14 protein-coding genes are annotated in these 14,178 nt (G+C 50.1%); 2 read left to right on the top strand and 12 right to left on the bottom strand.

Features of this window, described 5'->3' with window-relative positions; translation table 11 throughout:
• Positions 1-88 precede the first annotated feature (88 nt).
• From K0T92_RS22710 to K0T92_RS22660, 11 genes are all read right to left on the bottom strand, one after another.
• Positions 89-2,395: a thiamine pyrophosphate-dependent enzyme gene (locus tag K0T92_RS22710; RefSeq protein ID WP_219874795.1), complete on the bottom strand. Its 2,307-nt coding sequence runs from the start codon at positions 2,393-2,395 to the stop codon at positions 89-91.
• Between the two features lie 39 nt (positions 2,396-2,434).
• On the bottom strand, positions 2,435-3,442 hold the full coding sequence (locus K0T92_RS22705; protein ID WP_219874793.1) for a 2-oxoacid:acceptor oxidoreductase family protein: 1,008 nt from the start codon (positions 3,440-3,442) through the stop codon (positions 2,435-2,437).
• A gap of 239 nt (positions 3,443-3,681) precedes the next feature.
• Entirely contained in the window at positions 3,682-4,182 is a 501-nt protein-coding gene (locus K0T92_RS22700) for a ferritin-like domain-containing protein (protein ID WP_343223778.1), read from the bottom strand.
• Positions 4,183-4,324: 142 nt separating this feature from the next.
• Positions 4,325-4,759, bottom strand: a complete 435-nt coding sequence (locus tag K0T92_RS22695; protein WP_219874791.1) for a GNAT family N-acetyltransferase — start codon at positions 4,757-4,759, stop codon at positions 4,325-4,327.
• Positions 4,760-5,312: 553 nt separating this feature from the next.
• Positions 5,313-6,230, bottom strand: a complete 918-nt coding sequence (locus K0T92_RS22690; protein WP_219874789.1) for a polysaccharide deacetylase family protein — start codon at positions 6,228-6,230, stop codon at positions 5,313-5,315.
• Positions 6,231-6,319: 89 nt separating this feature from the next.
• Positions 6,320-7,330, bottom strand: a complete 1,011-nt coding sequence (locus K0T92_RS22685) for a phosphotransferase (protein WP_219874787.1) — start codon at positions 7,328-7,330, stop codon at positions 6,320-6,322.
• 17 nt (positions 7,331-7,347) lie between these two features.
• Positions 7,348-8,025, bottom strand: a complete 678-nt coding sequence (locus K0T92_RS22680; protein ID WP_219874786.1) for an MOSC domain-containing protein — start codon at positions 8,023-8,025, stop codon at positions 7,348-7,350.
• 247 nt (positions 8,026-8,272) lie between these two features.
• On the bottom strand, positions 8,273-9,937 hold the full coding sequence (locus tag K0T92_RS22675) for an amino acid permease (RefSeq protein WP_246628375.1): 1,665 nt from the start codon (positions 9,935-9,937) through the stop codon (positions 8,273-8,275).
• 73 nt (positions 9,938-10,010) lie between these two features.
• On the bottom strand, positions 10,011-10,586 hold the full coding sequence (locus K0T92_RS22670) for a response regulator (protein WP_219874782.1): 576 nt from the start codon (positions 10,584-10,586) through the stop codon (positions 10,011-10,013).
• 93 nt (positions 10,587-10,679) lie between these two features.
• The gene (locus tag K0T92_RS22665) at positions 10,680-11,291 is read right to left on the bottom strand and encodes a DUF3298 and DUF4163 domain-containing protein (RefSeq protein ID WP_219874780.1); all 612 of its coding nucleotides are present in this window, start codon (positions 11,289-11,291) and stop codon (positions 10,680-10,682) included.
• Positions 11,292-11,388: 97 nt separating this feature from the next.
• Entirely contained in the window at positions 11,389-12,114 is a 726-nt protein-coding gene (locus K0T92_RS22660) for a phosphonate ABC transporter ATP-binding protein (RefSeq protein ID WP_219874779.1), read from the bottom strand.
• Positions 12,115-12,261: 147 nt separating this feature from the next.
• Here K0T92_RS22660 and K0T92_RS22655 point away from each other — a divergent pair, with 147 nt between their 5' ends.
• Positions 12,262-12,483, top strand: a complete 222-nt coding sequence (locus K0T92_RS22655; protein WP_219874778.1) for a hypothetical protein — start codon at positions 12,262-12,264, stop codon at positions 12,481-12,483.
• A gap of 95 nt (positions 12,484-12,578) precedes the next feature.
• On the opposite strand, the gene K0T92_RS22650 is transcribed toward K0T92_RS22655, so the two are convergent.
• Positions 12,579-12,716 carry a hypothetical protein gene (locus tag K0T92_RS22650; protein WP_219874777.1) on the bottom strand — a complete coding sequence of 46 codons (138 nt, stop codon included), beginning with the start codon at positions 12,714-12,716 and terminating at the stop codon, positions 12,579-12,581.
• Positions 12,717-12,842: 126 nt separating this feature from the next.
• Between K0T92_RS22650 and K0T92_RS22645 the strand changes: the two genes are divergently transcribed.
• Complete coding sequence (locus K0T92_RS22645) at positions 12,843-13,601, top strand: HAD family hydrolase (protein ID WP_219874776.1); 759 nt, start codon at positions 12,843-12,845, stop codon at positions 13,599-13,601.
• Positions 13,602-14,178: the final 577 nt, after the last annotated feature.

Below are 14,178 nucleotides of genomic sequence, written 5' to 3'. Positions count from 1 at the left end.
CCTCCTTGTCATCCGCCGCAGCAAAAGGGGCGCAAGCCTCTTGCGCCTGCACCCCGCCCGCTTGCCTTGCCGCAGTAGATGAACTGCTCTATAGATATGGATTCTCGTGCTTCGCTTTCAGCCGCAGCCATCGGCGCTCAACCTCGTCCTCGAACGATTGCAGCGCCTCCGCATATTCCGGACGGGTCATATGCTTCGTTTTGCCCATATTTTTGAGCCAGTCAGCCATTGGAATTCGCTTGCCCTTCTCCTCCGGATTATACGTAATATTCGTTACGCCCTCCTCCACCTCGTACATGGGGAAGAAGCATGTATTGACAGCCTCATCGATCAGCGTCTGCCCGATCTTCTCCTCGGACAGCCAGTTGAGCGGGCAGGAGATCAGAATTTTACCATAGACCAGACCGACATTCTGCGCATAATATTGCGCCTTGGCAGCCTTTCTAAGCAGATCCTGCGGCAATGACTCCGAGCCAGTGAACACATAAGGAATGTTCGTCGCCGCCATAATTTGGGCAGTATCCTTATGGTGGAACAGCTTGCCGCCCTGATGCTTGCCTACGTTCGAGGTAGATGTACGGTGCCCGAGCGGTGTGGAATAGGACAGCTGCGCACCAGTGTTCATATACCCTTCATTATCATATTCCAGAATAATCATCTTATGGTTGCGAAGCGCACTGCCGATAGCCGGGCCCATGCCGATATCCATGCCGCCGTCTCCGGTAATCATGACGAAGGTGAAATCATCCTTCAAGCCGTAAGCCTCCAGCTCGCCGCGGCGCTTCCGCTCCCAGAACATCTCCACAACGCCAGATAGCGTAGCTGCGCCGTTCTGGAACAGATTGTGAATATAAGTCGCCTTATGCGAGGAGTAAGGAAATCCGGTCGTTACGACCATAGCGCAGCCCGTCTGATAGAGGGCCACGATGTCGCCTTCAATCCCTTTGAAGAACAGCTCCAGGCCGGAGAAAATTCCGCAGCCCGGGCAAGCGCCATGACCAGGGGCAAGTCGCTTAGGCTTCTTGGTCAGCTGCCGTACAGGCGGAACCTTCACCTTGAGCTTGCCAGTTGATGCGTCGCGATCTACCGTTATAAGTCCTGTCTTGAGCTCCTCGTATTTCATCGGCTCCAGCACACGCTTAGGTGTTTTATCCGGATCACCTGCAGTATGTCCATAATAATCGAACGGCCTGTCTACGCTGCCCGATTGTGCCGCCTCAATAGCAAGCTCGAAGAAATGATGGCCATCCTCGGCATAGAAGTCCTTGCCGCCGAGACCGAAGACGCGGCTGATCACAAGCGTATCCCGCACGTCATGCGTGAACAGAGCCGATTTGATCTCATTGGTCATATTGCCGCCATGAGCGCCATACGAATCGGCACGGTCGCCGATCGTTACCGCCTTCACACCGCGCAGCGCCTCGGCGACCTCCTTGGCAGGGAACGGACGAATCATATTAGGGGCGATTGAGCCTGCTTTAATACCCTTGGCACGGAGCTGGTCAACCACATCCTTAATGATTTCCGAAGCTGAATTCATAAGAAATACGGCTACCTCAGCATCCTCCATCCGGTAGAGGTCCAGAATCGGGTAGTCCCGGCCTGTCAGAACTGCGTATTCCTGCCTGATCCGGTCATATACAGCCGAAGCATTGTACATCGCCACCGACTGCTGATAGCAGTTGTTAATATAGTCCGGCTCATTCATATAAGGCCCTACAGTAATCGGATTATTCCGGTCCAGCACATGAGCAAAGCCTTCAGGCGGCCGCTCTCCGGTAAAGGCATGCACATCGGCCCGATGGGCAAAGGTCTGTACACGGCGCTTCTGATGCGATGTGAAATAACCGTCGGAAGCAACAAGCACCGGAAGGCGGACAGAAGGATCCTCCGCAAGCTTGATCGCCATAATGTTCATGTCGTATACCGCTTGCGGATCACGGCACATCAGAATCGGCCAGCCCGTATTCAACGCAAAGTACAGGTCGGAATGGTCGCCATGAATATCCAGCGGCCCCGACACAGAGCGGCAGACCAAATTCAGAACCATCGGGAACCGTGTCCCGGACTGTACCGGCATCTGCTCCAGCATATACAAGTAGCCGTTGGAGCTCGTTGCGTTGAACACGCGGCCGCCTGCTGCCGAAGCCCCATAACAAATACCGGCAGAGCCATGCTCGCCGTCAGCGGGAATAAGCTTAATATCATGCTGTCCGTTCGCCTTCATCAAGTCAAGAAATTGTGCAACCTCGGTCGAAGGTGATATCGGAAAATACCCCATCACATGATAATTGATCTGGTGTGCGGCATAAGCTGCCATTTCATTGCCGGATTCATATACCATGCGCTGCTCGACTGTACCCCGGCTCACTTCCTTATTGATCTCGATTGCCATCGTTTCTTATCTCTCCTCTCCTCGCGCTTAATCGAACATTCATGAGCTTGCCCACTGAAAACGATGCGCAATGCGATGCGTCTCCCCGTATCCATCCGTCTCCCTCTCCGAAGAGAGTGCTTCAGTCGGGCAGGCGACAACACACTTCAAGCAGCCCTTGCAGTATTGATAGTCGATTCCTTGCAGGAACATCTGGGGCCGCCCCTTCTTGTCCTCCTGCTCATCCCACACGAAACAGAAATCCGGGCATGCCGTATCGCAAGCGGCGCAGTGGATACATTTCTCCTCGTCGAAATGCGGCATCATCCCTTGGCGTGAAATACTTAGATCCTTCAGTATGCTATTCCCGGGATTTACAATCATGCCTCCCATCGGCTGCGTCGCATAACCAAGTGTTGGAATATCCCATCGCGTAGGCAGCGGCATCTCAATGCCTTCCGGCAGATCGAAGGTCTGGAACTGCACCTCGTCATAGCCCCGTTGGAACGTCCGCAGCGCCGGTTCAACCGCCTGGGGATATTTTTTCTCCAGCGATTTGCGGATAATGCCTTTCATATGTTCAAAATCCAGAAAGCTGCAAAGTCGAAACAAGCCGCCCAGCATCGCCATGTTGACCCGATTATGCTCCTCCAGCGAGATGCCCGTTGCATCTACGACCGCCATCGTACCGCCGAGAAGTTTCATCTTGTCCTTAAGCTGCTGAGGCGACTTGGGGGAATTAACCAGCACCACACTATCTTCATAAATCCCGCTGATGACATTAACCGTCTTAGACAAATTCTCATGAAATATGCCTACAATATGCGGTCTTTCCACTGGTGTCGTATCTCGGATGTTCGTATCCAGGTCGCAAAACCGGATATGCGCTTTAACAGGCGAGCCCTTCTTCTCTGAACCGTATGAGGAAAAGCTGACACCATTGAAACCGCTTCCAACTACGCCCGCTTCAGCCAGCATCTTGCCAGCCAAGTTAGCGCCCAAGCCACCAATCGATTCCAAGCGAATTTCGAAGAAACCCAGTTCATTCTGTTTCGGAAGCACTGTCAATTGTTACACTCCCTTCGCGACTTGTCTGAATAATCGTTAAATTCACAACTATCAGTATACCATTACTCCCCAGTCGCGAATAGAGGTTCTTTCGTTGGATATGCAGAAATATTGAAAGTCGAACAAAGCACATTTCAGCCCCCCGCACCTGAAGTGTGCTTTGTTGGTTCAAACCGATCCTCAGTGCTACGTTAAATTCTGCCACAGCAGGGACTGGCCCGTGTCTCCCTCTGTCAACCTTATTTGCCTATAAGCCGCCTTGTATCGAGATCAAGAATATAATTGTATTTGGTCGCATGCTTCAGCTCATCGGTCAAAATTTCAAACACCATGTCACGGTAATATCGGCTCTGCAGCCCGGCACGAATATCACGATATCGCTCTACTGCAGACAATTCTCCGAATAATGCCTTTCTGATCCCGTCAATATAGGTTTTGGGCTTCTCGAATTCGACTTGATCCGGCGCCGGTATCGTTTGTCCCGTCAGGCCCTGGTAGATGCTTCGAAACATCCTGTTATGCTTGCGTTCGTCGTTGCGGATGCTCGTAATAATATCCTTCTCCTCCTGAGAAGGGGCCACAGAAATCAAATAGTCATAGAACAATTCGTCCTCCCGCTCACCCTCGACCGACTGCCTAATAAGTCTAAGCGCTTCTTCAAGCGATTTGTACGTCATGGTTCCCTGTCTGCTGTAACCATAGTAATAAGGAACAGACATACTGTAATAACTGTTGTACACTGCTCTTCCCTCCACTGCGTATCGTCTTTGCTAAACAGTATATTTTTAGGCATCGGCATTTGTACCATGTCCACTTGGACAGCATTGTGGACGAACAAACAGCGCGTGCTGTGGAGGGCAATCTGTCAGCAGAGCCAGAGTACTACGCATTACCGCCTGATCCTTCATTCTCCCAGTAAGGAAGACCTCGAATACACATGGCTGTAAGTCCATTCATTTGGGTCTCAAACCCGAATTTCCGGTAGAACGACACATTCCCTGGGGTCGCTACCAAAGTAGGCATAAGCCGATGCTCGCCCAATAACCGCATTAATTCCTTCATGACAGCTGTCCCAATGCCTTTATGCTGATAATTCGGATGAACAAGAAGGTGCAGAATATAGGCGTGATAGAAACCATCAGAAAATACGCGGACAAACCCTGTCAGTTCTCCCTGCTCATTCCTTGCCGTTATCCATCCCCACGTAGACTTCATGGACAATTCCAGCTTATCAAGCGGCATGTCCCATTTCTGAGTAGCCAGCAAAGCATTTAACTCTTCTGCACTAACATTCGCATTTCGTTCAATTAGCATCATGATCACTACCCATCTGAACTTGGATTTTACCAACCTTTTGAATATAAAAAAGTTCATTATCGTACGTGAAATAACTTACCATCTATATCCTAAAATACCATCTAAAATTGTAAATAACTATCGAAAAAGAACCTTCAGCTCCACTTTTATAGTGGTTATGAAGGTTCTCTTGTGTATTTTATGTGTTTGACATGCCTGCGATGATGGGACTGCCCACGTACTCCTCGCCAGAGGACGAGCCGTAATTCAAACGCCGAAACATGTGTGATGCGAGCTAGACGAAACATGCGAAATAGCTGGTTTTTTCCCATTTCTGGCCCCATGAAGGCGAAATGCCTGCCAGAGTGCAGGGATTTCGCCTCCATTTCCCCTTATTAGCCGATTTTTTCTCCAATAGATGCATGTTCGCAGGAACTTTACTATATAAGGCATCTTGTAACCAAAATACATGCCCATTCGCAGGCTTCTTACTCTGTTACTCTGTCACTCTGTGGCTTGCACTTGCCCATAACCTGCTCAGTGGGCGAGCATGAACCCTGATCATCCACCTGCATTAAGGAATCATCAAGCCGCGCTGCAGATCACGAAGCTGACGCCAGCGAACCGGAATTAAGCTTTCCTTCCGAATCGTCTCCTGAATGTCCGGATCGCGAAACAGCTCCAGCTCCATCCCCCGTCTCGCTGGAGCATCATGAAAGGCCCTCAGCTCATCCGTTACGAAGGAGGGATGAATAATGATCTCGGATACGCCGGCATGAAGGTTGCCCAGCAGTGCTATCATTTGTGATTTATACATATCGAATGTATCGTTCCCCTCCGACCGGAACGGAAGTCCGAGCAAATAGTCGAGTACGACAACACCTTTGGCATCCGCTGCTTCAGCATGCTTGCGTGCTTGCTCCGCCAGCTCGGCCGGAGCGACCTGGCCATTCTCCAGCAGCAGGTTGCGCGGCAGCCGGAACGGCAGTCCGTACTTGGCGCACACGTCCAACGTTTCATTCAGAAAATGTCTTCCCGTCTGCAGGCCGTAAAGACTCCCCATATGATTATCCGCATGGGTCAAGCCGACACCGAGCGTTATTGCCATCCGCACCTGGGCTTCCAGCTCGCCGCGAACCTGTTCTGGATCAGCTTGGCGTTCGAAGCTCTTCACATCCTTGGGGAAATATCCCTCATGGGTAACAAGTGTATCGATGGCGCCATGCCGGTTAACGGGTCCCCATTTCATCATGTCCCACTCGCTCGTAAAGGTGAAATGCACGCCAACGTCCATATGGGCATGCCGCGCACTCCACAGTGCTGCCTCCCTTGCCCAACTGCATGGCATCATTAAGGTAGCGGACGAAATAACACCGTCGATAAGCAGCTTCTGAATGCCTGTATTCGTGGAATGACATAATCCGTAATCATCCGCATTAACGATGAAAAGACGGTCATCCGCACTGTAACCGAGCGCTTGTGCCACGTTCATCGCAATCGCCTCCAGCCATATGTTAACCCATTGCTGCAACAGTATCCGGCATGATTCCTTACTTGATTATATGGCGCCGGCGTTATCGTTTAGAGCAGAAACTTCAGGAACAACTCCATGAGCCTCTCCCTGTTCCGATCTACCCAGCCGCAGACGAACGAAGTGCGGACAATTTGCTTATCCCACACCTCAGCAGCATCCAGATTGGATTCATAGCGGCCGGCGAAATGCAGGAATACATCCATCATACGGAGCTTGATCAGATCAGGAAGATGATGCAGCTCCTCGCGGGTTAATTGGGCCGCCGAACCGTACCCCTGGCACAATAAACCGATTCGCCGAACGGCTTCATCCGTATCATCATGCGGGAACTCAGCCAGTACTACAGCAAGCTCCATCACCCGAATATCCTTCGTGCAGAATTCAAAATCCAGAATGCCGACAATTCGGTCGCCGGCTGCCAAACAATTGGAAAACACGAGGTCGCCATGAATCCACTGATGCGGCAGCTTCATAAAATGCGTGCGCAGTTCACTCAATCGTTCCCGATGTCCTATAAGCTGTTCAAGCTCGTCCAGATGATAATTGAGCAGCTCAGATTCATTGACCAACTGCCGCAGACGATCATTCGGTACGGAAAAATGCGTTTTCTCCCATTCATAATACGGCTCGTATAGCGGTTTATTAATGACGTTAATCCTTTGCAACGCATGAGCAAGCATGCCGGTCGCCCAGCCAAGACCTTCGATATGCGAATCATTGTCAGGCGATGAGCGCTCGCCTTCTATGTAATGGTATAACGCCCCAAGCTTACCGCTCTGATGAACTGTTATCGTCTTCCCTTCCCTGCTGAAGACTGGCTGAGGCACATGGAACGGCAGCTTGGCAAGCTGCAGCTCTTTTAACAAATGATGTTCAAGCTCTACGATTCCCGAATCCTGGTGGTTGTCATATATCCGCAGCACATACCTGACGTCTCCCGCATAGATCATTCGCGTCGTATTGTTCATGCCGCTCTCTTCCTGCACTGCACGCCATGATGCCGGAAGCTCATAAGCTGCAAGATAGGCGCCGACGTCGACACCTGCTTCTCTAGTCATCGTGTCCGACCCTCAATTCATTCATCAGCCGCTAACCTGGCAATTCTGCTCTGGAACGTGTGCCGCCAGCTCTCCGCCAGCTCAGGAATCGCAAGCAGACGCTGCATGCTGTCAATGCTTGTCTTCTGCTCATACATGACATGATTCGCCGCCGCGATGGTGACTCCAGCAGCATGTCTTGACTCCAGATAGAGAGGATCGCCTGCGGCAACAACACCTTCTTGCAGGACGCGAAAATAAAAGCCCGTGTAGCCATTCTGCTGAACCTGCTGCGGAAGCTCCGGAAGATTGTGCTTCATGCCTAATTTAAAGCAAGGCTGGCGCGGCTGGCTTACTTGTACCCAAGCATGTCCGGCGCGGACAATGTCTCCGATGCATAAGGTCTCCTCCGTCAGATCGGACACGGTAAAATTTTCCCCGAAGGCTCCTGGCTCCACCTCGCGCTGCCACTTCGCTGACCAATAAGGATAGTGACGGGCCGAGTAAACGCATACCGCTTTATCCGGCCCTCCATGATTGATCAGATCCGCTTGCCCATCACCTATTAACCCCGTAAACGTCAGCATTAACGGCTGCCCTGCTGATTTTTTGAAAATTCCGGTTTCGATTTCCTTTGTTCCATGCAGTACCGCGACTGGCAGCGATACATTAAGGGAATTGATTTTGCCGAGCAATGTCACGCCAAATTCCTCCATCCATCATCTTCTATGGTCATTATATGATGTCTTCCGGCTGCGAAGCAATCGAACGCTTCAGGCATACCAGCAGCAGGCTTAACCTCATCATCGGTCTATATTTAACATTATAAAATTTTCATATTATTAATTTTATTATTTCATGCAGCGGCAGTTCCACCCCGGCAATTATTATGGTGTCGAAAGTCTGCTTTTTCTGTTGTTTTCTGCGCTTCCCCGGGAAATAATTCGGAGTATCGCCGGGAAATTATTGTTGCGGAAATTTTCTCTCAATTCGGATCATTTCATCCATCTTCATTCGCGTGAAAGCAATCGTATCTCTCGTTCTAAGTGTGCCTTTCAGCTTCATGTTATTAAATGTGGCCTCCACATAGACTATAAACGCAATGAATATTAAACATGCAGCTGCCAGCATTGATCCATTCAACAGCCATAATGCTCCACCTGTGCTTGCAATAAACCAAACCAATGAAACCGCATCCATGACAGGCGACAATTTCCCAAGCTGCCAAGGGCCAATAAGTGCAGCCGTTATTATTCCCTGTCTCCTGGCACGAATTTTCAAGGCTATCGGAATGGCACAAGCAAGCTGAATAGCAATTATGACAGCAAGCATAAGCTGCACTGCCAGCCCTTCGCCCGATCCCCTCCAACCGCTGGACAGTACCACTGCAGCAATGACAATTGCAGCCAGCGCCGTACATACAACCGACCCGACAGGCGCGCGATACCGCTCCGAGATGTGAGACAGCCACTTTGATACAGGCACTGCCTCATCCCTGGCCATAGCGAACAGCATCCGGGCTCCTGTATTCATAGCGCCTAGTCCGCTGCTCCAGCAGATCAGTACGATAATTGGCGAGAGACACCACAGGAGTGCTTTGCCCCAGCCCATCCAGCTATCCATGATCCAGATTGAGAGCACGCCATAGGAACCGTAGCCCGCGGCACCAAGGGGAAAATGCAGCAGCAGAACAACAAACATAACAAACCCGAATATAAACACATAAACAACAGACAAATAGATCGACCAGGGAACATTGATTTTCGGATCAACCGTCTCTTCGGCCAATTGCGCTGCCGCATCTGAACCCACGAATAACCGCTGAAGCAGCAGCAAGCCCACTATGAATGGCAGCGAAGAATCTGAGCTTGCAGGAGCAATGCCGGCAGTATCATATAGAAGTTCCAGCGGAAAAATACCAGGCCAGGATAGTGTGATAAGAGAAGCTACTAGTCCGAGAACAAACAATGCATGCAGCCACGTCATTGCGCTCCATATTCGTCCGAGCGAGGTTGCGCCCTTCGCACAGGCTGCTGCCTGCGTCAGGAACATGAGCAGCGCAATGCCTCCCAATGACCAGCCTGTGCTGTCGAAGCCGAGCAGCCTCCCGACCATTTCATTGATCCAGTCTGCACAGAACAGATTGGTTACCACAGTAAGAAGAATATAGCCGCATAGATGGAGCCAGCCCGCCATAGCCGCCAACCGTCTGCCGCCGCAGGCCGCAGCCCAGTGATAACAGCCTCCTGCAAGTGGAAATGCCGAAGCAAGCATGGCAAGCGAACATGACGTTGCGATTGCGAACAGAGCAAGCAGCGGCCAGCCGATGCCCACTATTGCCGGTCCGCCCGCAGCAACTGCCGGCCCGAGTATAAATAATGCTCCCCCAAGAACGGACAGTGTGGAGAAAGAAGCTCCAAAGGCCGAGAACGCCCCGGCATATCGGGTCAGCTGCTGCGCATACCCAAATCGGTTCAGCTCATGTTTGTCCTGCATGTATCGAACATATGAAGAGTGCTGAGCCAGTGACTGATGAAGAGACTGACCGGATTTCCGCAGTGCGACAGCACCAATATATACCGACAATACACCAACGATAAGAAACAGCAACAAGCCCAGATACACCATAAACAAAGCTCCACCCCCATACATGACTGTATGAAGGTGGAGTGATTGTCAGCACAACATATTAGGAATAGCCTTAAGTATGATGCAGATGGGACAATACGAATGATTTCACAATTTCAATATCGAATGGTTTCGTAAAGAACGCAAGCGTACCGAGCTGCTTGGCCTGCTCCATCCTGTCCGAAGCCCCATATGCAGTGATCATTGCTACCTTGACTTCAGAATTGAAGCAGCGAATTTGGCTTAGCGCTTCGAAGCCATCCATATCCGGCATCTTCACATCCAGCAGAATGAAGTCAATCCGGTTCTGCCGAACCTGTTCAATGGCACTCATTCCGTTCGCGGCCTCATATACGAAAATCCCTTCCAGCTCAAACATCTCGCGAAGCAGCATCCGTATTGCCGCCTGGTCGTCCACAATGAGAATCGCAAACGGTTGATCGCTCGCTTCGGCCAGTGAAGAATAAACGACCTGCTCTTGCACCAGTATCGATTGCTCAGGTACACGATGTAATGAAAATTCCGAAATTGATTTCGGCGGCGCTCCGTCAACGGGACTTCGACTTACACGTTTAAGTGACAACTTGCTTACTGCTCCAATAATTACGGCAATCGCAACGATGGATAGCAGTATGAGAAAATACTTCATGAGAATGCTCCTCTAAATCAGGCTTTCCCATACCACTTTTCGACGTCTGCTCGAAAATCCCTCTATTACATGTAAAAAAAAGATTGACATCACCTAATAATTCACAGTCATGGGTGCGAGTGGTCCATTGGGGTTAATAATGTCGGTCAAATCATAGACGGATATAGGGAAATAAGGGAAACCAAAGGCATACGGAGTTAACTCGTATAAGGCAAAATAAATGACCAAAGCACGATCAGCAATATAGAAGGATTGATCCGGACTGATAGCATTGAAGGGATCAAGCGTAGCGATTTCCCGCTCTTCGATTTGCTTCTTGATGATATCCGATAATCTGCTTACGTATGGGCTGCCCGGCTTGAACATCTCTGACAAGGAGTAGGCTTTGCCTGTTCCGGTATCGAAGGTTAACGATCTCTGCAGCGTCAAGCCATGAGCCCCTCCTGTGTACGCATAATTGAACAAGGAGAGGCTGAGCACATTTTTTTCATTGGTCTTTATTTCGAAATAGCCTTGCATCTCCGCTCTTGGATCGTCCAAGGATCCTTGCTCGGTTACGAGCTCTCTCACCGTCCGTCTGATCGTCTCGTTCATGGCGTTGCGTGCAGCCGCGTTGTGCAGTCCGCTAATTACGGGAACCCACAGCTCTGCTTTGGGAAAGGTAATGCGTGACGCATGGATGACAGCCGGGAATTGGAATGCCATATATGGACACCTGCCTATTTAGGTTGATGCTCCATTATATGCCGCGAGCTCGGTTCCCATTTCTACATTTCTACTTCGCGCTATTTCTCCTCTTCGCTTACAGCAGCATTTTCTCCCGTTCTGTCAGCCGTCTGCCTTTAATGTCGAGTACAAGCTTGCCGCTACTGAGCCCAAGAATACGATCCGCGTAGCGTTCCGCCCAATCGCCCTGGTGCATGACCGCGATCACCGTCACCCCTTGCGACTGGCACAACCCCTTCAGATCAGCCAGCACCTGTTCTGCCGTTTGGGGATCCAGGCCTGACACCGGCTCATCAACGAGCAGCGTCTTGGCTCCGTGCACTAGCGCACGCGCAATGGCTACACGCTGCTTCTCTCCACCGCTTAGCTTGCCAGCCATCAGGTGGGCCTTGTCCAGCAGCCCCCGCTTCTCAATCATATCCATTGCGCCCATATGATCATCGTTCCGAATCATGCCCGTCAGCCTTCGCCACATTGGGGTCTGGTAGGAAGCGCCGATAAGTACGTTTTTCAGCACCGTGCGATTGGGCTGCAGCATCGGTTTCTCTTCCAGATAGGCCATTTCACGGCGGATTTGAAGCCTGCCTGCAAGCCCTTTATCAAATACATTGGCATCATCGACTATATAGGTACCGCTGTCCCACTTCTCGCGAAGGGCCAAACAGCGCAAAAGCATGGATTTGCCGCTTCCGCTTGCTCCTTTGATTGCGACGAATTCTCCCCGCTGGACTTCAAAGCTTACATCTGATAGAACAACCGGTCCGCCTGGTATTTGCTTCGATAGTTGAGTTACTCTGATCATGTAAGGCGCTCCTTTATTACTGGCTTCAGTAAAGTCTATCAATCTAGTTTAAGGGATTAAAATAATTGTTTCCACACGAACAAATGTTTGGTATAATAGAAACAAGAACACATGTTCCAAAATTTATTTCTGAGGAGGCTGATCATCATGAGAAACTGTGAAAACTATCGATTCATCGAAAGGCACCGCCCGTGGCGCGATTTGACGTTTAAATTTTACTCCGACGGCGCATTGACCATTATCGACAACACAGCGGATGAGGTGATCACACCTCGGGAGCTGAAGGGCGAGAGCTATGACTTCTATGTCCGGAGACGGATTGCTTTTATTAAACAGGATTTGAATGCCAAGCAGAGCAAGTATGCATAACTGCCCGCTTTATGCGCCTCCCGCCCCTTGATCCGCCTATGCGGGAGGCGCGCATCGCTTCGGAATAACTGGCAGCTGCGCCCACCCGGCAATTCTTATGGCAGCTGCTTGTTAATGCCGTTCAGGCTGGACGGACGTTGTGCTGTTTTCTCCGGGCTGGTGGTAATGGAATGTTCTCTGAAGCTTGATTCGTTGCGCTGATTGTCTTTCTTCTGACTTTTATTGAATGGCATGGTTAGACTCACCTCCGGATAAAGTATTTGTTAATGACAGCATTCTTATTCGATTTGACGGACCGTCCTCATGTGCGGTAAATTGTTCATACAGCCCGCATCCGCTCAGGAAGGAGTCCCGTCTAGATGAAACAGAATATACTCTTCGATCTTGATGATACACTCATATATTGCAATCGATATTTCTATCTTGTCATTGACCAGTTTATTGATTCCATGGCTTCTTATTTCCATGGTTACAATATTTCATCAGATATCATCCGCAGCAAGCAAACTGAAATCGATATTGCTGCTGTCCATGCCGTGGGCTTCAAGAGCGATCACTTCCCGCAGTCATTCATTGACACCTATCGGCATTTCTCGAATCTTGTTGGCAGGACCCGTTCTGTTCTTGAAGAGGATCTGCTATGGAAGCTCGGCCGGAGTGTGTACGAGCATGAAGTCGAGCCTTATCCCTTTATGGAGGAGACATTGGATCGCCTGGCGTCCAGCGGTCATGAGCTTCATCTCTATACGGGCGGCGAGTTGCTCATCCAACGGCGCAAGATAGAGAAGATGAGGCTTGAGCGCTATTTCGGCAATCGGATCTACATCCGCTCCCATAAGAATAACGAGGCGATGGAGAATATACTGCAGGAAGGCGGCTTCGACCGCAGCATGACATGGATGATCGGCAATTCTATGCGAACCGATGTCGTCCCCGCTCTCACTTCCGGTATCCATGCCATTCATATGAAGGCTGACTCTGAATGGGTCTACAATATTGTAGGGATTGATATTGTTCCTAAGGGAGCATTTTTTACGCTGAACAAGCTGAATGAGATACCTGATACCATTCACAGTTATCTGTTTGAACGATCCGGCGATAGCATTATGGGACTGTAAGCGACCAAGAACAACAATGGGGCTGTTCAGAAAGTCCTTTTTGGAAATCTCATCTCCCACTGTAAGAAGCTGTACGATGTGGAGTGCCTGCGATCATCAGACTTCTGACGTACTCCTCGCCAGAGGACGATCCGTCATTCAAACGCCGAGACATGCAAGATACGAGCTAGGCGAAACATGCGAAACGGCATTTATTTGTTCGTTTCTGGCCCCATGAAGGTGAAATGCCTGCCAGCGTGCAGGTATTTCACCTTTGTTTCTCCTAAACAGCCAATTTTTTCTCAAATTCATGCCTGATCGCAGGAATTTAACCATTATGGCGTCTTTCAACCGAAATTCATGCACATTCGCAGGCCTCCTGCTCCGTCACGCTGCCTTCAAACTACTTGGAGAAGAGCTTGTCCAGAAAGTTGTTTGATGATTTTAGACAGAGTCCCCACTAAGTCTCCCTATACAATGAAACCAGCTAATGTTTGTCAAGCATTGATGACTTGGAATTTGAGAAAAATGGTGCTATACTTTTTGTACATGCCAAAGAACCTCCGGTGGTGCGGAGGGTATTGGTTAAATATGGAAT

This window comes from Paenibacillus oenotherae, from assembly GCF_019443105.1.
Classification (GTDB): Bacteria; Bacillota; Bacilli; order Paenibacillales; family Paenibacillaceae; genus Paenibacillus_Z; species Paenibacillus_Z oenotherae.
The sequence above is the reverse complement of the archived record's forward strand: the minus strand, read 5'-3'. Positions and strand labels throughout refer to the sequence as shown.